The organism is Streptomyces sp. NPDC006283 (genome assembly GCF_040613325.1).
Taxonomy (GTDB): Bacteria; Actinomycetota; Actinomycetes; order Streptomycetales; family Streptomycetaceae; genus Streptomyces.
Genome location: NZ_JBEXRZ010000075.1, coordinates 1 through 24,012 on the forward strand (window position 1 = coordinate 1; position 24,012 = coordinate 24,012).

At 69.8% G+C, this 24,012-nt stretch carries 23 protein-coding genes and 1 pseudogene; 6 read left to right on the forward strand and 18 right to left on the reverse strand.

What is annotated here, in order from left to right; translation table 11 throughout:
• The 13 genes from metK to pyrR all read right to left on the reverse strand — a co-directional run.
• The coding region (metK, locus tag ABZ070_RS17560) for a methionine adenosyltransferase (protein WP_356634695.1) at positions 1 to 833 on the reverse strand (833 nt) is incomplete at its 3' end.
• A gap of 272 nt (positions 834 to 1,105) precedes the next feature.
• Positions 1,106 to 2,344 carry a bifunctional phosphopantothenoylcysteine decarboxylase/phosphopantothenate--cysteine ligase CoaBC gene (gene coaBC / locus ABZ070_RS17565; RefSeq protein ID WP_356634745.1) on the reverse strand — a complete coding sequence of 413 codons (1,239 nt, stop codon included), beginning with the start codon at positions 2,342 to 2,344 and terminating at the stop codon, positions 1,106 to 1,108.
• A 147-nt stretch (positions 2,345 to 2,491) separates the two neighbouring features.
• Positions 2,492 to 2,764 (reverse strand): DNA-directed RNA polymerase subunit omega, encoded by a 273-nt coding sequence (gene rpoZ / locus ABZ070_RS17570; protein WP_005319902.1) that lies wholly within the window; start codon positions 2,762 to 2,764, stop codon positions 2,492 to 2,494.
• 42 nt (positions 2,765 to 2,806) lie between these two features.
• Complete coding sequence (gene gmk, locus ABZ070_RS17575) at positions 2,807 to 3,370, reverse strand: guanylate kinase (protein WP_356634697.1); 564 nt, start codon at positions 3,368 to 3,370, stop codon at positions 2,807 to 2,809.
• Between the two features lie 38 nt (positions 3,371 to 3,408).
• Positions 3,409 to 3,732 carry an integration host factor gene (locus tag ABZ070_RS17580; RefSeq protein ID WP_005319887.1) on the reverse strand — a complete coding sequence of 108 codons (324 nt, stop codon included), beginning with the start codon at positions 3,730 to 3,732 and terminating at the stop codon, positions 3,409 to 3,411.
• A 239-nt stretch (positions 3,733 to 3,971) separates the two neighbouring features.
• Positions 3,972 to 4,811, reverse strand: a complete 840-nt coding sequence (gene pyrF, locus ABZ070_RS17585; protein WP_356634747.1) for an orotidine-5'-phosphate decarboxylase — start codon at positions 4,809 to 4,811, stop codon at positions 3,972 to 3,974.
• Positions 4,811 to 5,920, reverse strand: coding sequence for a quinone-dependent dihydroorotate dehydrogenase (locus ABZ070_RS17590; RefSeq protein WP_356634699.1), 1,110 nt, complete (start codon positions 5,918 to 5,920; stop codon positions 4,811 to 4,813). Before ABZ070_RS17590 ends, pyrF begins: the two co-directional genes overlap by 1 nt.
• A gap of 58 nt (positions 5,921 to 5,978) precedes the next feature.
• Entirely contained in the window at positions 5,979 to 9,287 is a 3,309-nt protein-coding gene (gene carB / locus ABZ070_RS17595) for a carbamoyl-phosphate synthase large subunit (RefSeq protein WP_356634701.1), read from the reverse strand.
• Positions 9,280 to 10,431: a glutamine-hydrolyzing carbamoyl-phosphate synthase small subunit gene (gene carA / locus ABZ070_RS17600; RefSeq protein WP_356634703.1), complete on the reverse strand. Its 1,152-nt coding sequence runs from the start codon at positions 10,429 to 10,431 to the stop codon at positions 9,280 to 9,282. Before carA ends, carB begins: the two co-directional genes overlap by 8 nt.
• Positions 10,428 to 11,030, reverse strand: a complete 603-nt coding sequence (locus tag ABZ070_RS17605) for a hypothetical protein (protein WP_356634705.1) — start codon at positions 11,028 to 11,030, stop codon at positions 10,428 to 10,430. The genes carA and ABZ070_RS17605 overlap by 4 nt, the downstream gene beginning before the upstream one ends.
• The gene (locus ABZ070_RS17610; RefSeq protein WP_356634707.1) at positions 11,027 to 12,313 is read right to left on the reverse strand and encodes a dihydroorotase; all 1,287 of its coding nucleotides are present in this window, start codon (positions 12,311 to 12,313) and stop codon (positions 11,027 to 11,029) included. Before ABZ070_RS17610 ends, ABZ070_RS17605 begins: the two co-directional genes overlap by 4 nt.
• A 5-nt stretch (positions 12,314 to 12,318) precedes the next feature.
• Positions 12,319 to 13,299 carry an aspartate carbamoyltransferase catalytic subunit gene (locus ABZ070_RS17615; protein ID WP_356634709.1) on the reverse strand — a complete coding sequence of 327 codons (981 nt, stop codon included), beginning with the start codon at positions 13,297 to 13,299 and terminating at the stop codon, positions 12,319 to 12,321.
• Between the two features lie 91 nt (positions 13,300 to 13,390).
• Complete coding sequence (gene pyrR, locus ABZ070_RS17620; RefSeq protein WP_356634711.1) at positions 13,391 to 13,969, reverse strand: bifunctional pyr operon transcriptional regulator/uracil phosphoribosyltransferase PyrR; 579 nt, start codon at positions 13,967 to 13,969, stop codon at positions 13,391 to 13,393.
• A 231-nt stretch (positions 13,970 to 14,200) separates the two neighbouring features.
• Here pyrR and bldD point away from each other — a divergent pair.
• Positions 14,201 to 14,455: pseudogene (gene bldD / locus ABZ070_RS17625) on the forward strand (transcriptional regulator BldD); the annotation flags it as partial.
• 9 nt (positions 14,456 to 14,464) lie between these two features.
• Here bldD and ABZ070_RS17630 read toward each other — a convergent pair.
• Both ABZ070_RS17630 and ABZ070_RS17635 read right to left on the reverse strand, forming a co-directional pair.
• Positions 14,465 to 15,304, reverse strand: a complete 840-nt coding sequence (locus tag ABZ070_RS17630; protein ID WP_356634713.1) for a glutamate ABC transporter substrate-binding protein — start codon at positions 15,302 to 15,304, stop codon at positions 14,465 to 14,467.
• Positions 15,305 to 15,378: 74 nt separating this feature from the next.
• Positions 15,379 to 16,164, reverse strand: a complete 786-nt coding sequence (locus ABZ070_RS17635; protein ID WP_356634715.1) for an amino acid ABC transporter ATP-binding protein — start codon at positions 16,162 to 16,164, stop codon at positions 15,379 to 15,381.
• Between the two features lie 296 nt (positions 16,165 to 16,460).
• Between ABZ070_RS17635 and ABZ070_RS17640 the strand changes: the two genes are divergently transcribed.
• Both ABZ070_RS17640 and ABZ070_RS17645 read left to right on the forward strand, forming a co-directional pair.
• Positions 16,461 to 17,168, forward strand: a complete 708-nt coding sequence (locus ABZ070_RS17640) for a response regulator transcription factor (protein ID WP_356634717.1) — start codon at positions 16,461 to 16,463, stop codon at positions 17,166 to 17,168.
• 15 nt (positions 17,169 to 17,183) lie between these two features.
• Complete coding sequence (locus tag ABZ070_RS17645) at positions 17,184 to 18,578, forward strand: HAMP domain-containing sensor histidine kinase (protein ID WP_356634719.1); 1,395 nt, start codon at positions 17,184 to 17,186, stop codon at positions 18,576 to 18,578.
• 98 nt (positions 18,579 to 18,676) lie between these two features.
• Here ABZ070_RS17645 and ABZ070_RS17650 read toward each other — a convergent pair whose 3' ends face one another.
• Positions 18,677 to 19,684, reverse strand: coding sequence for a TAXI family TRAP transporter solute-binding subunit (locus ABZ070_RS17650; RefSeq protein ID WP_356634721.1), 1,008 nt, complete (start codon positions 19,682 to 19,684; stop codon positions 18,677 to 18,679).
• Between the two features lie 98 nt (positions 19,685 to 19,782).
• Between ABZ070_RS17650 and miaB the strand changes: the two genes are divergently transcribed.
• Positions 19,783 to 21,270: a tRNA (N6-isopentenyl adenosine(37)-C2)-methylthiotransferase MiaB gene (gene miaB, locus ABZ070_RS17655; RefSeq protein WP_356634723.1), complete on the forward strand. Its 1,488-nt coding sequence runs from the start codon at positions 19,783 to 19,785 to the stop codon at positions 21,268 to 21,270.
• Between the two features lie 128 nt (positions 21,271 to 21,398).
• Complete coding sequence (locus tag ABZ070_RS17660) at positions 21,399 to 22,106, forward strand: class III extradiol dioxygenase subunit B-like domain-containing protein (protein WP_356634725.1); 708 nt, start codon at positions 21,399 to 21,401, stop codon at positions 22,104 to 22,106.
• 167 nt (positions 22,107 to 22,273) lie between these two features.
• Here the strand turns inward: ABZ070_RS17660 and ABZ070_RS17665 are convergent, their stop codons facing one another.
• Together ABZ070_RS17665 and ABZ070_RS17670 are read right to left on the reverse strand one after the other, a co-directional pair.
• Complete coding sequence (locus tag ABZ070_RS17665; protein ID WP_356634726.1) at positions 22,274 to 22,519, reverse strand: antitoxin; 246 nt, start codon at positions 22,517 to 22,519, stop codon at positions 22,274 to 22,276.
• A gap of 25 nt (positions 22,520 to 22,544) precedes the next feature.
• Positions 22,545 to 22,733 (reverse strand): gliding motility protein, encoded by a 189-nt coding sequence (locus tag ABZ070_RS17670; protein ID WP_356634728.1) that lies wholly within the window; start codon positions 22,731 to 22,733, stop codon positions 22,545 to 22,547.
• Between the two features lie 298 nt (positions 22,734 to 23,031).
• Here ABZ070_RS17670 and miaA point away from each other — a divergent pair, with 298 nt between their 5' ends.
• A complete protein-coding gene (gene miaA / locus ABZ070_RS17675; RefSeq protein WP_356634730.1) occupies positions 23,032 to 23,970 on the forward strand; it encodes a tRNA (adenosine(37)-N6)-dimethylallyltransferase MiaA in 939 nt (312 codons plus the stop codon).
• The last annotated feature ends 42 nt before the right edge of the window (positions 23,971 to 24,012 follow it).

The window sequence follows — 24,012 nt, forward strand, 5'->3', positions numbered from 1 at the left end:
CCGCCGCCGTGGCGGGCCATGCCGCCGTACGTGTCGATGATGATCTTGCGGCCGGTGAGGCCGGCGTCGCCCATCGGGCCGCCGATCTCGAAACGGCCGGTCGGGTTCACCAGGAGGCGGTAGCCCTCGGTGTCGAGCTTGATGCCGTCCTCGACGAGCTGCGCGAGCACGTGCTCGACGACGAACTCACGGATGTCGGGCGCGAGCAGCGAGTCCAGGTCGATGTCGGACGCGTGCTGCGAGGAGACGACGACGGTGTCGAGGCGGACGGCCTTGTCGCCGTCGTACTCGATGGTGACCTGCGTCTTGCCGTCCGGGCGCAGGTAGGGGATGGTCCCGTTCTTGCGCACCTCGGAGAGACGGCGCGACAGACGGTGCGCGAGGTAGATCGGCAGCGGCATCAGCTCGGGCGTCTCGTCGCACGCGTAGCCGAACATCAGGCCCTGGTCGCCGGCGCCCTGCTTGTCGAGCTCGTCCTCGTCGCCCTCGACGCGCTTTTCGTAGGCGGTGTCGACGCCCTGCGCGATGTCGGGCGACTGGGCGCCGATGGAGACGGAGACGCCGCAGGAGGCGCCGTCGAAGCCCTTCTTCGACGAGTCGTAGCCGATCTCGAGGATCTTGTTGCGCACGAGGGTGGGGATGTCGGCGTACGCCTTGGTGGTCACTTCACCGGCGACATGCACCAGGCCGGTGGTGATCAAGGTCTCCACGGCGACCCGGGAGGTCGGGTCCTCCTGCAGGAGGGCGTCGAGAATCGTGTCGCTGATCTGGTCGGCGATCTTGTCGGGGTGACCCTCGGTCACGGACTCCGAGGTGAAGAGACGGCGGGACACATCGCTCCCTGGGGTTGCAGCGGCTGCTGGCTGATCATTGACGGACCGGCAGGGGGCTGCGCCCCGCGACGTTCCACGAACCAGTTTATCGGTCGCGCTCCGGCACCGGACACCCTGTCTCGCAGGCTGGGAGTCCGCTGACCTGGGGCCACGGCCGAGACACCACGACGATAGCGTCTGGGGACTGAGCGATTCGCCACATTTCGCAGGTTTCTGCGGCACGGCCTGTCGCCCGTTCGTAGCCCGCTGTTCAGGCCGGTTTCGCGGGGATCTCAGGCGAGCCGCGGTACGACGAGGTCCCAGACCGTGTCGGCGAGCGCCTCCTTGGGGCCGTGCGGCACCGGCGTCTCGCCGCCGTCGGCGGCCAGCACGACGGCCTCGTTCTCCTCGGCCCCGAACGTCTTGCGCTCCCCCACCTCGTTGACGACCAGCAGGTCGCAGCCCTTGCGCCGGAGCTTGTCGCGGCCGTTGGCGAGCACGTCGTCGGTCTCCGCGGCGAAGCCCACGATCACCTGGTCGGCACGGGCCCGCTCCGCGGAGATCTCGGCGAGGATGTCCGGGTTGCGGACCAGGGTGACGACGGGGGCCTCGACGCCGTCCTTCTTCTTGATCTTGCCCTCGGCGTAGGTGGCGGGCCGGAAGTCCGCGACGGCCGCGGCCATGACGACGGCGTCGGCGTCCGCGGCGGCCTTGAGCACGGCCTCGCGCAGCTGTACCGCCGTCCCGACGTGGACGACGTCGACGCCGGCCGGGTCGGCGAATCCGGTATTGGCCTCGACGAGGGTGACGCGGGCACCGCGGGCGGCCGCGGTGCGGGCCAGGGCGTAGCCCTGCTTGCCCGAGGAGCGGTTGCCGAGATAGCGGACCGGGTCGAGGGGTTCGCGAGTGCCACCCGCGCTGATGACCACATGACGGCCGGCGAGGTCGGGGGCGCTCACCCCCCGGGCCAGGCGGTGCCTCCTCAGAACGTGGCGGCAGATCTCGAAGATCTCGCCCGGGTCCGGCAGCCGGCCCTTGCCGGTGTCTACGCCGGTGAGCCGGCCGACCGCGGGCTCGATCACGACGGCTCCGCGGCGGCGCAGTGTCGCGACGTTCTCCTGGGTGGCGGGGTGCTCCCACATCTCCGTGTGCATCGCCGGGGCGAAGACGACCGGGCACCGGGCGGTCAGCAGGGTGTTGGTGAGCAGGTCGTCGGCGAGGCCGTGGGCGGCCTTGGCGAGCATGTCGGCGGTGGCGGGGGCGACCACGACAAGGTCGGCGTGCTGTCCGATCCGTACGTGCGGAACCTCGTGGACGTCGGACCAGACCTCGGTCGAGACGTTATGACCCGAGAGCGCGGACCAGGTCACGGCGCCGACGAAGTTCAGCGCCGACGCGGTCGGCACCACCTTGACGTCGTGCCCCGACTCGGTCAGCCGGCGCAGCAGCTCGCACGCCTTGTAGGCGGCGATCCCCCCGCTGACTCCCAGCACGACCCTCGGCCTGCCCCCGGTGCCCACCGCGTCGCCCATCGCGTCGCCCATCGCGTCGCCCATTGCGTCCGTCGCGTCCACTGCGTCTCCCCACTCGGATCGGTACGAGCTCGTCCGTGCGACCTAATGACACACCACAGGCCCGGCGGATGCTCCGACGGGCCTGTGGTGAAGAACGTTTGTGACCTACTGGGCCGGGCCCTCGATGGCCTCGGAGGTCAGCAGACCCGCGTTGATCTCGCGCAGGGCGATCGAGAGCGGCTTCTCGTGGACGTGGGTGTCCACCAGGGGACCGACGTACTCGAGCAGGCCCTCACCGAGCTGCGAGTAGTACGCGTTGATCTGACGCGCGCGCTTGGCCGCGTAGATCACGAGGCTGTACTTCGAGTCGGTGGCCTCGAGCAGCTCGTCGATCGGAGGGTTGATGATGCCCTCGGGCGCGGTGATGGAAGAGGACACGCTATGCCTTCCGAAGAACTTGCAGAAAGATCGGACAAAAGATCAAACAACTTCCATCAAGGCTAGCAGCTCACGCGCCACGTCCTCGACGGAGGTGTTGACCAGGGTGGTGTCGAACTCGGGCTCGGCCGCCAGTTCCACCTTGGCGACCGTCAGCCGGCGCTCGATGACCTCCGGCGACTCGGTGCCGCGGCCGGTGAGGCGGCGGACCAGTTCCTCCCAGCTCGGCGGCGCCAGGAAGACCAGCTGGGACTCCGGCATGGATTCCTTGACCTGCCGGGCGCCCTGGAGGTCGATCTCGAGGAGCACGGGCTCGCCCGCCTCGAGTCGGTCGAGGACCGCGCGGCGGGGCGTGCCGTAGCGGTTGCCCGCGAACTCGGCCCACTCCAGCAGTTCGTCGCCGGCGACAAGCTTGTCGAACTCGTCGTCGGTGACGAAGAAGTACTGGACTCCGTGCTTCTCGCCGGGCCTCGGCTTCCGGGTGGTCGCCGACACCGAGAGCCAGACGTCGGGGTGGACCTTGCGCATATGAGCGACGACCGTGCTCTTGCCGACCCCGGAGGGGCCGGAGAGCACGGTCAGCCGCGGACGTACCTCTGCTGCCATGCAGCGATTATCCAGGTTCTCGGGAGTGCCCGGGAACGTCAGGCGGCGCCGCCGCCGAACTCGCGCTCCAGGGAGGCGATCTGGTTGGAGCCGAGACCGCGCACCCGGCGGCTCTCGGAGATGCCGAGCCTCTCCATGATCTGCTTGGCGCGGACCTTGCCCACGCCCGGCAGGGACTCGAGGAGGGCGGAGACCTTCATCTTGCCGATGACGTCGTTCTCCTGGCCCTGCTTGATGACCTCGTGGAGCGAGGCGCCGGAGTGCTTGAGTCGATTCTTGACCTCGGCCCGCTCCCGGCGAGCCGCGGCGGCCTTTTCGAGCGCGGCTGCGCGCTGTTCAGGGGTAAGGGGCGGAAGAGCCACGCCTACGTCACCTCGGATGTCGAACTGTCGGATACGGACCAGTGAGGAAGCTAGTCGCCCCACACCAGGCGAGCAATGCGCAACGCAGTGGGCCTGCCCTGCACGTTCGCTCTTCGACGGAGACTAGCGGCCATGGCCGCTCCAGTCAGCGAGAACAGACGAAAAGTCCTGGTCAGCATCGACCGACCAGGACATTTCCGACATAATGGCCGGGTTTTGCGTGAAGAAACTGTCAAGGACTACGCGGAGGCGACCGCCGCACGCACTTCGGAGGCGAAACGCTCCGCCGCCGCACGCAGCCCCGCGACGTCCGGACCGTGGCTGAGGACGCCGCGGCTCACGCTCGGAACGACGTTGCCCACGGCCGCGCCGAACACGCCGGGAAGGTCGGCGGGGGTCGCGCCCTGGGCACCGATGCCCGGCGCGAGGAGGGGGCCGTTGATGTCGAGGTCGGCTCCCGTGTCGCCGAGGGTGGCGCCGACGACGGCGCCGACCGAGCCGAGGGGCTGCGCGCCGGCGTTCTCCGCGGCCATGTGGTCGAGCATGACCTGGGCCAGCGACTTGCCGTCGGCGGCGGTCGCCCGCTGCACCTCGGCGCCCTCCGGGTTGGAGGTGAGGGCCAGGACGAAGACCCCGCAGCCGCTCAGCACGGCCTGGTCGAGCGCGGGGCGCAGGGAGCCGAAGCCGAGGTACGGGGAGACAGTGACCGCGTCGGAGAAGAGCGGGGAGTCCTTGCGGAGGTACGTCTCCGCGTACGCGCCCATCGTCGAGCCGATGTCACCGCGCTTGGCGTCCATCAGGACCAGCGCGCCCGCCGCCCTGGCCTCCTCCACGGCCTTCTCCAGTACGGCGATGCCGCGCGAGCCGAAGCGCTCGAAGAACGCGGACTGCGGCTTGAGGACGGCGACCCGGTCGGCCAGAGCCTCCACCGTGGTCCTGGTGAACCGCTCCAGGCCGTTGACGTCGTCGTTCAGGCCCCAGGCGGTGAGCAGCGAGGCATGCGGGTCGATGCCGACGCAGAGCGGGCCACGGGTGTCCATGGCGTTGCGGAGTCGCGCACCGAAGGTTTCCTGAATGATCATGCGGTGACCTTTCGTGTCTCGGCGCCGACGGCTTCGGCGAGCGTGGTGTACGGGCTCGCGGCGAGGCGGGCGGCGAGACCCTTGTGGAGGGCGCGGGCGTAGAAGGGGCCCTCGTAGATGAAGGCGCTGTAGCCCTGGACGAGGGTGGCACCGGCGAGGATGCGCTGCCAGGCGTCCTCCGCGTTCTCGATGCCGCCGACCCCGACGAGGGTGATGCGGTCGCCGACGCGTGCGTACAGCCGCCGCAGCACCTCCAGCGAGCGTGCCTTGACGGGCGCACCCGAGAGGCCGCCGGTCTCCTTGACCAGCTCGGGCGAGGACTTCAGGCCGAGGCCCTCGCGGGCGATGGTGGTGTTGGTCGCGATGATGCCGTCCAGGCCCAGTTCGAGGGCGAGGTCGGCGACGGCGTCGACGTCCTCGTCCGCGAGGTCGGGCGCGATCTTGACGAGCAGCGGCACGCGCCGGTCGGTGACCGTGCGGTCGGCGGCCTCGCGCACGGCGGTGAGCAGCGGACGCAGGGACTCGGTGGCCTGGAGATTGCGCAGACCCGGCGTGTTGGGCGAGCTGACGTTGACGACGAGGTAGTCGGCGTGGGCGGCCAGGCGCTCGGTGGAGGTGACGTAGTCGCCGACCGCCTCCTCCTCCGGGACGACCTTGGTCTTGCCGATGTTGACGCCGACGACCGTACGGAAGATCTCGCGGCGGGCCGCGAGCCGGGCGGCGACCGCCGCCGAGCCCTCGTTGTTGAAGCCCATGCGGTTGATCAGCGCACGGTCGGCGACCAGCCGGAAGAGACGCTTCTTGGGGTTGCCGGGCTGCGGCTGGGCGGTGACGGTGCCGATCTCGATGTGGTCGAAGCCCAGCATCGCCATGCCGTCGATGGCGACGGCGTTCTTGTCGAAGCCGGCCGCGAGGCCGAACGGGCCGTGCATCCGCAGCCCGAGCGCCTCGGTGCGCAGCTCCTTGTGGCGGGGTGCGAGCACGGCGGCGACGAAGGTGCGCAGGACGGGGACGCGGACCGCGAGGCGGATCCACCGGAAGGCCAGGTAGTGGGCCTGCTCGGGGTCCATCCGCTTGAAGACCAGGTCGAAGAAGAACTTGTACATGGGAAGTGGTGTCCTCATGAGGAGGGGGACACCGTTTCCGGTGTCCCCCTCGTGGTTGCTAGTCGCGGGTCGCGGTCAGCTGTTCCGCGTGTTCCTGGAGCGAACGGACGCCGACGTCACCGCGGTTGAGCGCGTCGATGCCCTGGACGGCGGCGGCGAGCGCCTGGACCGTCGTCAGGCACGGGACGCCGCGCGCGACGGCCGCGGTGCGGATGTCGTAGCCGTCGAGACGGCCGCCCGTGCCGTAGGGGGTGTTGACGATGAGGTCGACCTCGCCGTCGTGGATCAGCTGGACGATGGTCTTCTCGCCGTTCGGGCCCTCGCCCTCCGACTGCTTGCGCACGACGGTGGCGTTCAGGCCGTTGCGCTTGAGCACCTCGGCGGTGCCGGAGGTGGCCATCAGCTCGAAGCCGTGGGCGACCAGCTCACGCGCCGGGAAGATCATCGAACGCTTGTCGCGGTTCGCGACGGAGACGAACGCGCGGCCCTTGGTGGGCAGCGGTCCGTACGCCCCGGCCTGCGACTTGGCGTACGCCGTACCGAAGACCGAGTCGATGCCCATGACCTCGCCGGTGGAGCGCATCTCCGGGCCGAGGACGGTGTCCACGCCGCGGCCGTGCACGTCGCGGAAGCGGCTCCACGGCATGACGGCCTCCTTCACGGAGATCGGCGCGTCCATGGGGAGCGTGCCGCCGTCGCCGTTCTTGGGCAGCAGGCCCTCCTCGCGCAGCTCCGCGACGGTCGCACCGAGCGAGATGCGCGCGGCGGCCTTGGCGAGCGGCACCGCGGTCGCCTTGGAGGTGAAGGGAACGGTCCGGGAGGCGCGCGGATTGGCCTCCAGGACGTAGAGGATGTCGCCGGCCATCGCGAACTGGATGTTGATCAGGCCGCGGACCCCGACGCCCTTGGCGATCGCCTCGGTGGAGGCGCGCAGGCGCTTGATGTCGAAGCCGCCGAGCGTGATCGGAGGCAGGGCGCAAGCCGAGTCCCCGGAGTGGATGCCGGCTTCCTCGATGTGCTCCATCACGCCGCCGAGGTAGAGCTCGGTGCCGTCGTAGAGCGCGTCGACGTCGATCTCGATGGCGTCGTCGAGGAAGCGGTCGACGAGGACGGGGCGGGTCGGCGAGATCTCGGTGGACTCGGCGATGTACGCCTCGAGCCGCGTCTCGTCGTAGACGATCTCCATACCGCGGCCGCCGAGCACGTACGACGGCCGGACCAGGACCGGGTAGCCGATCTCGTCGGCGATGGCCTTGGCACCCGCGAAGGTGGTGGCGGTGCCGTGCTTGGGGGCGGGCAGACCGGCCTCGGCGAGAACCTGGCCGAACGCGCCGCGGTCCTCGGCTGCATGAATGGCCTCCGGCGGGGTGCCGACGACCGGGACGCCGTTGTTCTTGAGCGCCTGGGCCAGGCCCAGCGGGGTCTGGCCGCCGAGCTGGACGACGACACCGGCGATGGGGCCGGCGAGCGACTCGGCGTGGACGATCTCCAGCACGTCCTCGAGCGTCAGCGGCTCGAAGTACAGACGGTCGGAGGTGTCGTAGTCGGTCGAGACGGTCTCGGGGTTGCAGTTGACCATCACGGTCTCGTAGCCCGCGTCGCTGAGCGCGAAGGAGGCGTGGACGCACGAGTAGTCGAACTCGATGCCCTGGCCGATGCGGTTCGGACCGGAGCCGAGGATGATCACGGCGGGCTTGGTGCGCGGCGCGACCTCGGACTCCTCGTCGTAGGACGAGTAGAAGTACGGGGTCTTGGCGGCGAACTCGGCGGCGCAGGTGTCGACCGTCTTGTAGACCGGGCGAATGCCCAGCGCGTGCCGGACCTCGCGTACGACGTCCTCGCGCAGACCGCGGATGTCGGCGATCTGGGCGTCGGAGAAACCGTGGCGCTTGGCGTCCGCGAGCAGCTCGGGCTCGAGCTTCTCCGCGGCGGCCAGCTCGTCCGCGTGCTCCTTAATCAGGAAGAGCTGGTCGACGAACCACGGGTCGATCTTGGTGGCCGCGAAGACCTCCTCGGGGCTCGCGCCCGCCCGGATGGCCTGCATGACGGTGTTGATGCGGCCGTCCGTGGGGCGGACCGCCTCGCGCAGCAGCTCGTCCTTGTCGCCGGTTTCGCCGGTGAAGGAGAACTGGCTGCCCTTCTTCTCCAGCGAACGCAGGGCCTTCTGCAGCGCCTCGCTGAAGTTCCGGCCGATGGCCATGGCCTCGCCGACCGACTTCATGGTGGTGGTGAGGGTGGCGTCGGCGGACGGGAACTTCTCGAAGGCGAACCGGGGGGCCTTCACCACGACGTAGTCGAGGGTGGGCTCGAAGGATGCCGGGGTCTTCTCGGTGATGTCGTTCGGGATCTCGTCGAGGGTGTAGCCGACGGCCAGCTTCGCGGCGATCTTCGCGATCGGGAAACCGGTGGCCTTGGAGGCCAGCGCCGAGGACCTCGACACACGCGGGTTCATCTCGATGACGATGATCCGGCCGTCCTTCGGGTCGACCGCGAACTGGATGTTGCAGCCGCCGGTGTCGACGCCGACCTCGCGGATGATCGCGATGCCGATGTCACGCAGCCGCTGGTACTCGCGGTCGGTCAGGGTCATCGCGGGGGCGACGGTGATCGAGTCGCCGGTGTGGACGCCCATCGGGTCGAAGTTCTCGATGGAGCAGACGACCACGACGTTGTCGTGCTTGTCGCGCATCAGCTCCAGCTCGTACTCCTTCCAGCCGAGGATGGACTCCTCCAGGAGCACCTCGGTGGTCGGGGAGAGCGTGAGGCCCTGACCGGCGATACGGCGCAGTTCCTCCTCGTCGTGGGCGAAGCCGGAGCCGGCGCCGCCCATGGTGAAGGAGGGGCGGACGACGACCGGGTAGCCGCCGAGGGTGTCGACGCCCTTGAGGACGTCGTCCATCGAGTGGCAGATGACCGAGCGGGCGGACTCGCCGTGGCCGATCTTGGCGTTGACGGCCTCGACGACGCCCTTGAACAGGTCGCGGTCCTCGCCCTTGTTGATCGCCTCGACGTTGGCGCCGATCAGCTCGACGCCGTACTTCTCCAGCACACCCTGCTCGTGCATGGAGATGGCGGTGTTGAGCGCGGTCTGGCCGCCGAGGGTGGGCAGCAGCGCGTCGGGGCGCTCCTTGGCGATGATCTTCTCGACGAACTCGGGGGTGATCGGCTCGACGTAGGTGGCGTCGGCGATCTCCGGGTCGGTCATGATCGTGGCCGGGTTGGAGTTGACCAGGATGACGCGCAGACCCTCGGACTTGAGGACGCGGCAGGCCTGGGTACCGGAGTAGTCGAACTCGGCGGCCTGGCCGATGACGATCGGGCCGGAGCCGATGACCAGGACGGACTGGATATCGGTGCGCTTAGGCACGCTCGGCCTCCATCTGGGCTGTGCTCATCAAAGACGTGAAGCGGTCGAAGAGGTATGCGGCGTCGTGCGGGCCCGCGGCCGCTTCGGGGTGGTACTGGACGCTGAAGGCCGGCTGGTCGAGCAGCTGGAGGCCCTCCACCACGTTGTCGTTGAGGCAGACGTGGGAGACCTCTGCGCGGCCGTAGGGGGTGTCGGACACCTTGTCGAGGGGGGCCTCGACGGCGAACCCGTGGTTGTGTGCCGTGACCTCGACCTTGCCGGTCGTGCGGTCCTGCACGGGCTGGTTGATGCCACGGTGGCCGTACTTCAGCTTGTACGTGCCGAAGCCGAGCGCGCGGCCGAGCAGCTGGTTGCCGAAGCAGATGCCGAACAGCGGCGTCCGGCGCTCGAGCACCGACTTGATGACGGTCAGGTCGGCGGTGGCGGGGTCGCCCGGGCCGTTGGAGAGGAAGACGCCGTCCGGGTTCGTGGCGTACACCTCCTCGGCGGTCGCGGTGGCGGGCAGGACGTGGACCTCTATGCCGCGCTCCGCCATGCGGTGCGGCGTCATGCCCTTGATGCCGAGGTCGAGCGCGGCGACGGTGAACTTCTTCTCGCCGATGGCGGGCACGACGTAGGCCTCGGTGGTGGCGACCTCGGCGGAGAGGTCGGCACCCTTCATCTCGGGTGCCTCGAGCACCCGGGCGAGCAGTGTCGCCCCGTCGGCGAGCGCCTCGCCGGAGAAGATGCCGACGCGCATCGCGCCGCGCTCGCGCAGGTGGCGGGTGAGGGCACGGGTGTCGATGCCGCTGATGCCGACGATCCCCTGGGCGGCCAGCTCGTCGTCGAGGGTGCGGCGGGAGCGCCAGTTGGACGGGATGCGGGCCGGGTCGCGCACGACGTACCCCGCGACCCAGATCTGCTTCGACTCGTCGTCCTCGTCGTTGACGCCGGTGTTGCCCACGTGGGGGGCGGTCATCACGACCACCTGACGGTGGTAGGAGGGGTCGGTGAGGGTCTCCTGGTAGCCGGTCATGCCGGTGTTGAACACCGCCTCGCCGAAGGTCTCCCCCACGGCCCCGTAGGCGCGGCCGCGGAAGATGCGGCCGTCCTCAAGGACGAGCACGGCGGGAGCTTTGGCGGCTCCCCGGGTGGAGATGGTCATCGTGCGGTGCCTTCCGTTGTGTTGATCATGGCGTCGGGGGTTTCGGGGGTCGTCCCCCGGATGAGTGCAGCCAGGGCGTCGACCCAGGTGCTCTGCTCGGCCGCGTGGTCGGAGCGGAAACCGGAATCGATCAGCCGGTCGCCGTGCGCCCAGGTGACGATCAGCAGACCGCCCTCCGCGAGCACCTTGCCCGCGATGCCCTTGTCGAGCCGGGCCCCGCGCAGCGCCGTCGCCGGAACGAAGAAGTCCTGCGCGCCGGGCCGTACGACGACCAGTCCCGCATCGGTGAGCGTGAGCTCGGCGCGGGACCGGACGCCCAGGCCGTGGGCCACGATCCGGTCGAGCCACTGCCCGGCTGTGGTGGAGCCGTGGTAGCGGCCGGTCAACGTCAGTTTCGCGGCACCGGACCCGGTCGGCACGGTGGGCAGCGCGGGCAGGTCCGACTGGAGCGAGCCGCGCCACTTCCAGCCCTGGCGCATCAGCCAGTAGACGAAGGCGACGAAGAGCAGCAGGCCGACGACCCAGCCGATACGGGCGGCCCAGTCGGTCACCTCCGCCGACTTCGGCTCCGCCGCCATGTTGATCAGTGCAGATGTCACGCCAGCTTCCCGTCCACGAGCGTCGCCCGGCCCCGCAGGAAGGTGTGGGTGACGCGTCCCGGCAGCTCGCGGCCCTCGTAGGGGGTGTTGCGGCTGCGGGAGGCGAAGCCCGCGGGGTCCACCTGACCACGGTATGCCGGATCGACCAGGGTGAGGTTGGCGGGCTCACCAGCCGAGACGGGCCGCCCGTGTCCCTTGGCCCGGCCGATCTGCGCGGGCTTGACGGACATCCGGTCGGCGACGCCCGCCCAGTCGAGCAGTCCGGTCTCGACCATCGTCTGCTGGACCACGGACAGGGCGGTCTCCAGACCGACCATGCCCATGGCGGCCGCGGCCCACTCGCAGTCCTTGTCCTCGTGCGGGTGCGGGGCGTGGTCGGTGGCGACGATGTCGATCGTGCCGTCGGCCAGGGCCTCGCGCAGCGCCATGACGTCGCGCTCGGTGCGCAGCGGCGGGTTGACCTTGTAGACCGGGTTGTAGGAGCGCACGAGCTCGTCGGTCATGAGCAGGTGGTGCGGGGTGACCTCGGCGGTGACGTCGATGCCGCGGGACTTGGCCCAGCGGACGATCTCGACGGACCCGGCGGTCGACAGGTGGCAGATGTGCACGCGCGAGCCGACGTGCTCGGCGAGCAGCACGTCGCGGGCGATGATCGACTCCTCGGCGACGGCCGGCCAGCCGCCGAGGCCGAGCTCGGCGGAGACCACGCCCTCGTTCATCTGGGCGCCCTCGGTGAGGCGCGGCTCCTGGGCGTGCTGGGCGACGACGCCGCCGAAGGCCTTCACGTACTCCAGGGCGCGGCGCATGATCACCGCGTCGTCGACGCACTTGCCGTCGTCGGAGAAGACCGTGACGCCGGCCGCGGACTCGTGCATCGCGCCGAGCTCGGCGAGCTTCTTGCCCTCGAGGCCGACCGTGACGGCGCCGATGGGCTGCACGTCGCAGTAGCCGGACTCCTTGCCGAGCCGGTAGACCTGCTCGACGACGCCGGCGGTGTCGGCGACGGGGAAGGTGTTGGCCATGGCGAACACGGCGGTGTAGCCGCCGCTCGCGGCCGCACGGGTGCCGGTGAGGACGGTCTCGGAGTCCTCACGGCCGGGCTCGCGCAGATGGGTGTGCAGGTCGACGAGGCCGGGCAGCAGGATCTGCCCCTCGGCCTCGATCACCTGGGCGCCCTCGCCGGACAGACCGCTGCCGACCGCCTCGATGGTCGCGCCGTCGATCAGGACGTCCTGGGCCTCGCCGCCGAGCACCTTCGCACCACGGATCAGGATCTTGCTCATGGGTCTTACTTCTCCTCGGTACGGGTGGTGGTGGGGGCGTCGGATTCGTTGCCGCCGAGCAGCAGGTAGAGCACGGCCATACGGATCGAGACACCGTTGGCGACCTGCTCGACGACCGTGCAGCGGTCGGAGTCGGCGACCTCTGCGGTGATCTCCATGCCGCGGACCATGGGGCCGGGGTGCATCACGATCGCGTGCTCCGGCATGCGGGCCATCCGGTCGCCGTCCAGGCCGTAGCGCCGGGAGTACTCCCGCTCGGTCGGGAAGAACGCGGCGTTCATCCGCTCGCGCTGGACGCGCAGCATCATCACGGCGTCGGACTTGGTCAGCGTCGAGTCCAGGTCGTAGGACACCTCGCAGGGCCAGGTCCCGACGCCCACCGGTACCAGGGTCGGCGGTGCGACGAGGGTGACCTCGGCGCCGAGAGTGTGCAGCAGGTCGACGTTGGACCGGGCGACCCGGCTGTGCAGCACGTCGCCCACGATGGTGATGCGCTTGCCGGCCAGGTCCTGTCCGAGACCGGCGTCCCTGCCGACGAGTCGGCGGCGCATGGTGAAGGCGTCCAGCAGGGCCTGGGTGGGGTGCTGGTGGGTGCCGTCCCCGGCGTTGATGACGGGGGCGTCGATCCAGCCGGAGTTGGCGAGGCGGTAGGGGGCTCCGGAGGACCCGTGCCGGATGACGACGGCGTCGACGCCCATCGCCTCCAGCGTCTGGGCGGTGTCCTTCAGGGACTCGCCCTTGGAGACGCTCGAGCCCTTGGCGGCGAAGTTGATGACATCGGCCGAGAGTCGCTTCTCCGCGGCCTCGAACGAGATCCGGGTCCGGGTGGAGTCCTCGAAGAAGAGGTTGCAGACGGTGCGGCCCCGCAGGGCCGGAAGCTTCTTGATCGGGCGGTCGGCGACCCGGGCCATCTCCTCCGCGGTGTCGAGGATGAGGACGGCTTCGTCGCGGGTGAGGTCGGCGGCCGAGATGAGGTGACGCATCATCTGGGGGTTTTCTCCAGGTCTGTGGAGGTTTTCACGACATGCGGGTGCGCGGGAAGGCACGCCGTACGAAGGGGTGGGACGTACGGCCGCGCTATCGCTCGCCGACCGGGGCGGTCTCCCGCACGCCGAGCAGCACGGTGTCGCGACCGTCCTCCTCCGCGAGCTGGACCTTGACCGTCTCGCGCAGCGACGTGGGGAGGTTCTTGCCGACGTAGTCGGCACGGATCGGGAGCTCGCGGTGGCCGCGGTCGACGAGGACCGCGAGCTGCACGGCCCGGGGACGACCGAGGTCGCCGAGGGCGTCGAGGGCCGCGCGGATCGTGCGGCCGGAGAAGAGCACGTCGTCGACGAGGACGACGAGGCGACCGTCGATGCCGTCGCCGGGGATCTCCGTGCGGGCGAGCGCACGGGCCGGCTTCAGGCGCAGATCGTCGCGGTACATCGTGATGTCGAGGGAGCCGACCGGCATCTTCCGGCCGGTGATGCCTTCGAGCTTGTCGGCGAGCCGGCGGGCCAGATACACACCGCGGGTCGGAATGCCGAGGAGCACCACGTCGTCGGCGCCCTTGGCGCGCTCGACGATCTCATGGGCGATGCGGGTCAGTACCCGCGCGATGTCGGGGCCCTCGAGAACGGGCCTGGCGGCATCGGAAGTGCTCTGAGTGTCCATGGGAAACGGACCTCCTTCTCCGCCTCACGGGACGGACCTTAAAGGACGTCGGAATTGCGCCGTCAACGTTACCAGGGCTTGATGGATGCACTGAGTCCAGGGGCACCGGCTCCTGGCCGAAACCCGTCCCGACCGTTCGGCTTGACTCAGACAAGTAACGCTGCGTAACCTCACAGTGAGTTACCAGTCGCGCGGCCGAGCCGCACGTTGTCACAGCGTCCGGGGAGCTATATGTCCAGCGAATACGCAAAGCAGCTCGGGGCCAAGCTCCGCGCCATCCGCACCCAGCAGGGGCTCTCCCTCCACGGCGTGGAAGAGAAGTCCCAGGGCCGCTGGAAGGCCGTCGTGGTCGGCTCGTACGAGCGCGGCGACCGTGCCGTGACCGTGCAGCGTCTGGCCGAACTGGCGGACTTCTACGGGGTCCCGGTGCAGGAGCTGCTTCCGGGCACGACGCCGGGCGGGGCCGCCGAGCCGCCGCGCCTCGTCAGCCCTGCTTCACTTGACGATGTTGCCGATCTCCGGGGCGGGCTCGTTCTTGTAGTTGGCCGGACCGAAGTTGTCCGCCACGGCCTTGTCCCAGGCCTTGTCCTGGACCATCTTCTCGAGGGCGGCGTTGATCTTGTCGACCATCTCCTTGTCGCCCTTCTTGACGCCGATGCCGTAGTTCTCGTTGCTCAGCTTGAGGCCGGCGAGCTTGAACTTGCCCTTGTACTGGTCCTGCGAGGCGTAGCCCGCGAGGATCGAGTCGTCGGTGGTCAGCGCGTCGACCTGGCCGCTCTGGAGGGCGTTGAGGCACTGGGAGTACGTGGGGTACTGCTTCAGCTGGGCCTTCGGCGCGAAGTCCTTCTTCACGTTCTGCGCGGACGTGGAACCCGTGACCGAGCAGAGCTTCTTGCCGTTGAGGTCGTCGCCCTTGCTGACGTTGTCGTCGGCGCGGACCAGCAGGTCCTGGTGGGCGAGGAGGTACGGGCCGGCGAAGTCGACCTTCTGCTTGCGCTCGTCGGTGATCGAGTACGTGGCGGCGATGAAGTCCACGTCGCCGCGGGCCAGCGCGGTCTCGCGGTCGGCGCTCTTCGTCTCCTTGAACTCGATGTCGCCCTCGGCGTAACCGAGCTCCTTGGCGACGTACTTGGCGACGTCCACGTCGAAGCCGGTGAACTTGCCGTCCGGCGTCTTCAGGCCGAGGCCCGGCTGGTCGTACTTGATGCCGACCGTGATCTTCTTGCTGCCCGAGTCGCCCGAGTCGCTGTCCTTGCCGCCGGAGCCGCAGGCGGTGGCCGACAGGGTGAGCGCGAGCACGGTGGCCGAAGCGGCGGTGACCTTGCGAAGCTTCATGATGATGACTTCCCTAGAAGTTGAGGCGAAGTGGTGGATCAGACGCGAAGTGCTTGGATCTGCTGATCCAGAACTCAGTGGTGAAGGATCTTCGACAGGAAGTCCTTGGCACGGTCGCTGCGCGGGTTGCTGAAGAACTCCTCGGGCGTGGCCTCTTCGACGATCTTGCCGTCGGCCATGAACACGACCCGGTTCGCGGCCGAGCGGGCGAAGCCCATCTCGTGGGTGACGACGACCATTGTCATCCCGTCCCGAGCCAGCTGCTGCATGACCTCGAGGACCTCGTTGATCATCTCGGGGTCGAGGGCCGACGTCGGCTCGTCGAAGAGCATGACCTTGGGGTCCATCGCCAGCGCCCGCGCGATCGCCACCCGCTGCTGCTGACCGCCGGAGAGCTGAGCGGGGTACTTGTCGGCCTGGGCGCCGACGCCCACCCGGTCGAGCAGGGCGCGCGCCTTGGTCTCCGCGGCCTTCTTGTCCGCCTTGCGCACCTTGATCTGGCCGAGCGTCACGTTCTCCAGCACGGTCTTGTGCGCGAAGAGATTGAACGACTGGAAGACCATGCCGACGTCGGCGCGGAGCCTGGCGAGCTCCTTGCCCTCCTGGGGCAGCGGCTTGCCGTCGATCGTGATCGAGCCGGAGTCGGTCGTCTCCAGGCGGTTGATGGTGCGGCACAGCGTGGACTTACCGGAACCCGACGGCCCGATGACAACCACGACCTCGCCACGGGCGATGGTCAGGTCGATGTCCTGGAGCACGTGCAGTGCGCCGAAGTGCTTGTTCACGTTGTTCAGAACGACCAGGTCGCCCGCCGGGGGCTGCTCGCCCTCGGGGTTCTTGGTCACTGACACTTCGCTCATCGGCCTCTTAGCTCCATCCTCCTCGGTTGGGAGGACCCTAATCACCGTGTGCGACCAGCGTCATCACATCTGAGGGGAAATTGAGCATAACGATCCGGCTGCAACCGGACACTATGCGTGAAGAGGGCAGTGATCGGCGATACCGGGTGGGTAACGGAACCAGGAGGTGGCCGGTTCACTCTTGACTGCGCGGGCCACCATCAGCCTTGATGCCCTGGGTACGTTTGACCGGACTGCCCTGGAACACCACGCGACCGCACGGTGAAATCCGCAGACAGCACCACCGAAGGGGGGCCATGAGACTGCTGCTCGTCGAGGACGACGACCATGTCGCCGCCGCCCTGTCCGCGGTGCTGGCCAGGCACGGTTTCGAGGTGGTCCACGCCCGTAACGGCGAGGAGGCGCTGCGGGCGGTGCTGCCCGCGACCGCCCCCGCGAAGCCGCCCTTCGGCGTCGTGCTCCTGGACCTCGGCCTGCCCGACCAGGACGGCTACCAGGTCTGCGGAAAGATCAGGAAGCTCACGTCCACGCCCGTGATCATGGTGACCGCGCGCTCCGACGTCCGTTCCCGGATCCACGGACTGAATCTCGGTGCCGACGACTACGTGGTCAAGCCGTACGACACCGGCGAGCTGCTCGCTCGGATCCATGCCGTCAGCCGGCGCACCGCGACCGGTGAGGACGCCGCCGCGCCCGCCGCCGACGACGCCCTGCGGCTCGGGCCGGTGACCATCGAGCTGCCCACCCGCAGGGTCAGCGTGGACGGGACGGACGTGCAGCTCACCCGCAAGGAGTTCGACCTGCTCGCGCTGCTGGCCCAGCGTCCCGGAGTGGTCTTCCGCCGTGAGCAGATCATCAGTGAGGTCTGGCGGACCAGCTGGGAGGGCACGGGCCGCACCCTTGAGGTGCATGTGGCGTCCCTGCGCTCCAAGCTCCGGATGCCCGCCCTGATCGAGACCGTGCGCGGCGTCGGCTACCGGCTCGTCGCACCCGCCGGGGCGTAAGGTCACCAGACTCCGGTGCGTACCCGACTTCTTCCGCTGCTCATCGTGCTCATGGCCGGTGTGCTGCTGGCCCTCGGTTTCCCGCTGGCCGTGAGTGTCGCTGCCGCACAGCAGCAGCGGGTCGTCGTCGACAGGATCGACGACACCGTGCGGTTCGCGGCGCTCGCCCAGTTCGTCACCGACCAGGGGGCGACCCCCGACGAGCGGCGCTCCACGCTGCAGGAGCAGCTCGACCGCTACCAGGACACGTACGGGATCCGGGCCGGCGTCTTCTACCGCAACGGCAATTCCATGGCGCGCGCCCCGCGCGACTGGTACGTGCCGGCGGACGGCGTGGGACGCGAGGCGTTCCAGGAGGCACTCACCGGCCGGCGCAGCGACGACCCGCCGCAGGTGTGGCCGTGGCAGCGCGGTGAGCGTCTCGTCGTCGCGTCACCGGTCGTACGGGACGGGGACGTCGTAGCCGTCGTGTTCACCGACTCGCCCACCGACCAGTTGCGCGCGCGCGTCCTGCGGGGCTGGCTGCTGATCGCGGCCGGTGAAAGCGCCGCGATGCTCGTCGCGGTCGGCGCGGCCTTCCGCCTCACCGGATGGGTGCTGCGGCCGGTGCGCATCCTGGACGCCGCCACCCACGGCATCGCCACCGGCCGGATGAACTCCCGCGTCGCGGCGTCGAGCGGGCCTCCGGAACTGAGGCGGCTGGCCCGTTCGTTCAACGAGATGGCGGACAACGTCGAGGAAGTGCTGGAACAGCAGCGGGCGTTCGTCGCTGACGCCTCCCACCAACTGCGCAACCCGCTCGCCGCGCTGCTCCTGCGCATCGAGCTTCTCGCCCTCGAACTCCCCGAGGGCAACGCGGAGATCGCCTCTGTCCGCACCGAGGGCAAACGTCTGGCCCAGGTGCTGGACGACCTGCTCGACCTGGCGCTGGCCGAGCACGCCTCCGCGGAGCTCCGGCTCACCGACATCGGAGAGCTCGCCGCGGAGCGGGTGGCCGCCTGGCGGCCGCTCGCCGACGAGAGGGGCGTCGTGCTGTCCTCCCGAGCCGCTGCGGTCACCGCCTGGGTGGACCCCGTAGCCCTCTCCAGCGTGTTGGACGCCGTGATCGACAATGCGCTCAAGTTCACGCCGCAGGGCGAAGAGGTCACCGTAGAGGTCGCGTCACAGGGCAACACGTCGACGGTGGTGATCAGCGACCGCGGGCCCGGGCTCACCGACGAGGAGCTGAGCCGTATCGGCGACCGGTTCTGGCGCAGCGGCCGCCACCAGAACGTGAAGGGTTCGGGGCTCGGTCTGTCCATCTCGAGGGCGCTGCTCATGGCGGGCGGGGGCTCCATCGCGTACGCGCACAACGAGCCGCACGGCCTGCAGGTGACCGTCACCGTGCCGCGCACGTCTCCGGAGGCGTGAGGCGTCGCGCACGTGCGTGAGGCGCGAGTGCTGTGCACGAGGCGTAAGGCGTCGCGCACGTCCGCGGAGCCGTGAGCGGAAGTGGGGGCGGAAGCGCCCTACGGTTTGACCGAGCGGTAGTAGCGCCGGGCGCCCTCGTGCAGCGGCAGGGGATCCGTGTAGACCGCCGTGCGGAGGTCCACGAGCTGAGCCGGGTGCACCGTGTTGCCGATGCGGTCCCGGCTGTTGATCACCGTGCGGGTGAAGCCCTCGGTCTGCGCGGCACTCATCCGGTCCGTGGTGACCAGCAGGTTCGCCACGGCGACCGTTTCGACGGGCAGGCCGCCCTGCGCCTGCGGGTAGGCGTCGGCAGGCATCACCGCGGAGCGGTAGTAGCTGGTCGGGTCACCCGCAGCGTGCAGTTTCGCGACGAGAGCCGCCTCCAGCGGGACCAGCCGGACGCGGAACCGCTCGGACAGGTCCTGCACGGTGTTGGTGGGCAGACCGCCCGACCAGAAGAACGCGTCGATCGTGCCCCGCTCCAGCTGCCCCGGCGCCACGTTGATGCCGGACGGAAGCGGTGAGATGTCCTGGGCGGGGTCGATACCGGCGGCCTTCATCAGCCGGTCGGCGACGAGCCGTATTCCGGAGCCGTCCTGACCCACACCCACTGTTCGGCCCCGCAGATCGCGCACCGACTTGATCGGCGAGTCCCTGGGGACGACCAGCTGGACGTAGTCGTCGTACAGCCGCGCGCAGCCGCGCAGCTGGTCCGCCCCCGCCAGCCCCTCACGCTTGTACTTCGCGACGGCGTCGGCCGTGGCGATGGTGAAGTCGGCTTCTCCCGAGGCCACCCGCTCCAGATTCTCCTGGGACCCCTCGCTGGTGCGCAGGTCGACAGCCACGTCCGGCATGTCCCGCGCCAGGGCGTCCTTCAGCAGGACCCCGTAGCGCTGATAGACGCCGCTGTGCGATCCCGTGCTCAGCGTCAGCTTCCCGTTGGGCGACGACTGCCCGAACGGAAGGAGCCACCACAGCAGCAGTCCGAAGACCACCAGGGCCGCCGCCGCACCCTGCAGGGCGCGGCGGTGGCCGAGGCGGGAAAGGACCGGAAGTGCGGAAAGCATGCCGCGATCCTGCCAGCTCACTCCCTGTGATGGCCAGGCCCGGCCTCCCGGAAGGCAGGGGCGCGGGGCCGGGGCGACCCCGTACCCTGGTGGGCGCGATGAGTGCGAAAACTTACGAGGTGCGCACCTACGGGTGCCAGATGAACGTCCACGACTCCGAGCGGCTGTCGGGCCTGCTGGAGGGCGCCGGATACGTCCGCGCCCCCGAGGGCGCCGACGGGGACGCCGATGTCGTCGTCTTCAACACCTGCGCGGTGCGGGAGAACGCCGACAACAAGCTGTACGGCAATCTCGGCCGGCTCGCGCCGATGAAGTCCAAGCGCCCGGGCATGCAGATCGCCGTCGGCGGCTGCCTGGCGCAGAAGGACCGCGACACCATCGTCACCAAGGCGCCGTGGGTCGACGTCGTCTTCGGTACGCACAACATCGGCAAGCTCCCGGTGCTGCTGGAGCGCGCCCGCGTCCAGGAGGAGGCGCAGGTCGAGATCGCGGAGTCGCTCGAGGCCTTCCCCTCGACGCTTCCGACCCGGCGCGAGTCGGCGTACGCGGCGTGGGTCTCCATTTCCGTGGGGTGCAACAACACCTGCACCTTCTGCATCGTGCCCGCGCTGCGCGGCAAGGAGAAGGACCGCAGGCCGGGGGACATCCTCGCCGAGATCGAGGCGCTCGTCGCCGAGGGTGTCAGCGAGATCACCCTGCTCGGGCAGAACGTCAACGCATACGGGTCCGACATCGGTGACCGGGAGGCCTTCAGCAAGCTGCTGCGCGCCTGCGGGAACGTCGAGGGCCTGGAGCGGGTCCGCTTCACCTCGCCGCACCCGCGCGACTTCACGGACGACGTCATCGCGGCCATGGCCGCGACGCCGAACGTCATGCCGCAGCTCCACATGCCGCTGCAGTCCGGCTCCGACACGATCCTGAAGGCGATGCGGCGCTCGTACCGGCAGGAGCGCTTCCTCGGGATCATCGAGAAGGTGCGTGCGGCCATTCCGCATGCGGCCATCTCCACGGACATCATCGTCGGCTTCCCGGGCGAGACCGAGGAGGACTTCGAGCAGACCATGCACACGGTGCGTGAGGCCCGCTTCGCGAACGCGTTCACCTTCCAGTACTCCAAGCGCCCCGGTACCCCGGCGGCGACCATGGACGGCCAGATCCCCAAGGAGGTCGTCCAGGAGCGCTACATGCGCCTGGTCGCCCTGCAGGAGGAGATCTCCTGGGAGGAGAACAAGAAACAGGTCGGGCGCACCCTCGACGTCATGGTCGCCGAAGGAGAGGGCCGCAAGGACGGAGCGACGCACCGGCTCTCCGGTCGCGCTCCCGACAACCGCCTCGTCCACTTCACGAAGCCGGACACCGATGTGCGCCCCGGTGACGTCGTCACGGTCGAGATCACCTACGCCGCCCCGCACCACCTCCTGGCGGAAGGTGTCACGACGTCCGTACGGCGCACCCGTGCCGGTGACGCGTGGGAGAAGCGCAACGCCGCGCAGGCCCCGCAGCCGGCCGGCGTGATGCTCGGGCTCCCCTCCGTGGGGGTACCTGCCCCGCTGCCTCCGGCGACGGGCGGCTGTGCTGCGGGCTGAACGCCGCGCAAGGGTGTACACCGCACAGCGGGCTGAACGGCGTTCGGGGGCGCACCGCGGGACGGCAGCCGGGTGCGCCCGCCCGGTGCCCGTCCCGTAGGAAATCGTCGCGGGCTAGGCTGCGGATCATGCTCGTAGCTGCCGCCGTCTGTCCCTGCCCGCCGCTCCTCGTGCCGGAGGTCGCCTCGGGAGCGGCCAGTGAACTCGACGCGGTGCGGACCGCGTGCGCCGACGCGGTGGCCGTTGTCGCGGCCGCCCGGCCCGATCTACTGGTCGTGATCGGACCGGAGGAGCAGGAAGACCTTGTCCCGCATGCCGCGGGTGCCACCGGCTCCTTCCGGGGCTTCGGCGTGGACCTCGACGTACGGCTCGGTCAGGGGCCGGCGCAGGAGCGGGCGCTGCCGCCCTCGCTGGCCGTCGGAGCCTGGCTGCTGGATCGCAACCGCTGGGCGGCGGCACCCGTCGAGGGGCTCGGCGTGGGAGACCTGCTCGGCCGGGACGACTGTGCGGCGGCGGGGCGCGAACTCGCGTCCCGGGCAGGACGTGTCGCGCTGCTCGTGATGGGGGACGGCAGTGCCTGCCGCACGCTCCAGGCGCCCGGCTACCTGGACGAGCGGGCCCTGGCCTTCGACCGGCAGGCAGCCGATGCGCTCGGCGGGGCCGACGTCGAGGCTCTCAAGGGCCTGAACGAGTCGTACGCCCGCCGGCTCAAGGTGTCGGGCCGCGCCTCGTGGCAGGTTCTCGCCGGCGCGGCCGAGGGCGCGGGCCTTGCGGGCCGGCTCCTCCAGGAGGCCGATCCGTACGGTGTCGGCTATTTCGTCGCAGCCTGGTCGTAGCGCCGCAGCCCGGGCGGGGGTGCTCGACCTCCCGCCCTCCGCCTGGAAGGCGGGACGGTCCGGGTGGGCTCTACGGCCTCGGCCTGTGACGGCCGGCTCCGGGCACCGGCGGACGGCCGTGGAGCTGTGCTTCCCACGGCCGTCCGCCGGAACCGGTTCGGTGGCCGTCAGCTGGCCGGCGGCGGCGTGGTCCCGCCGGTGTCGTCCTTGTGCGCCATACGGCCCAAGGCCTCCTTGGCCTTTCCGGTGCTCGTCTCGATCTTGTCGCTGTACTTGCCCTTGGTCTTGTGATCGACCGTCCTGGCAGCTCGTTCCAGACCGTGCCCGATCTTGCCCTCGTGCCGCTGGGCGAGGTGGGAGACCTTGTCCCTTGCCGGGGCGAGTTTGGCCTTCAGGTTGTCCTTGAAGCCCATGGGGCACCTTCCCTCGTCGCGGGACCTACTGACGGGCGCCTTCGCCGGCCTCGCTGTCCGCCGCGTCCTCGGCCGACTGCTGCTTGGGAATCTCCACTCCCTCGACGGCAGCGCCCTGCTCGGCGGGCTCCCCGGCGGCCTCGGCGGTGTCCCCGGCCCTCGGTGACGCCGCGGGCTCCACCACCGCCGCGGTTTCCGCCGTGCCGTCGCTCACCTCGGGCTCCTGCGGCGAAGTTCCGGCCTCGACCGCCGGTGCCGTAGCTGCTTCGCCTGCTGCGGGAGCCCCCTCGGCCGCTGCGGACTTACTGCGAAACCATGAGAAAACACCCATATCTACTCCATAGCCTACTCGTGTGGGCGAAGTTCCGCGCCGCCCGGAGCGTCCTCTTGCGTCGCGCGCGGGCACCGGCTCGAAACCGGCGCGTGGAACCTCGCAACAGGCAACGAACCGGATCCACTCCCGTCACCTAGCTCGTTCGGGGACATGCCGACGTGTTTGCGAGACTGGGGCGGTGAGAAGTGCAGCTCCCGCACCGCGGGTCATCGCCGTCGTCGGTCCCACCGCAGCCGGAAAGTCCGATCTGGGAGTGTTCCTCGCCCGCCAACTCGACGGCGAAGTCGTCAACGCCGACTCCATGCAGCTCTACCGGGGGATGGACATCGGCACCGCCAAGCTGACGACGCAGGAGCGCGGCGGAGTGCCGCACCGGCTCCTCGACATCTGGGACGTCACCCAGGCCGCGAGTGTCGCCGAGTACCAGAAGCTGGCGCGGGCGGAGATCGACCGGCTGCTCGCGCAGGGCCGCACGCCCGTCCTCGTCGGAGGCTCCGGGCTCTATGTGCGCGGTGCGATCGATGCGCTCGAGTTCCCCGGGACCGACCCCGAGGTGCGTGCGCGTCTGGAGGAGGAGCTGACCCTGCGCGGCCCCGGGGCTCTGCACGCCCGACTGGTCGCGGCCGATCCGGAGGCGGGCAGGGCGATCCTGCCGAGCAACGGCCGCCGGATCGTCCGGGCCCTCGAGGTCATCGAGATCACCGGCAAACCCTTCACCGCCAATCTGCCCGGCCACGACGCCGTCTACGACACCGTCCAGATCGGCGTCGACGTCGCCCGGCCCGAACTCGACGAACGCATCGCGGTACGGGTCGACCGGATGTGGGAGGCCGGCCTCGTCGACGAGGTGCGTGCGCTCGAAGCCCAGGGGCTCCGCGAGGGGCGCACGGCCTCCCGCGCCCTCGGCTACCAGCAGGTGCTCACGGCGCTCGCGGGGGAGTGCACGGAACAGGAGGCGCGCGACGAGACCGTACGCGCCACCAAGCGCTTCGCGCGCCGTCAGGATTCGTGGTTCCGGCGTGACCCGAGGGTCCACTGGCTGAGCGGCGCTGCCGACGACAGAGCGGAACTTCCGCATCGCGCGCTGGCGTTGATCGAACGAGCGGTCACAGCCTGATCACGTGATGGCATCGGGACGCTCCGCCCGTCATTCCGGCCC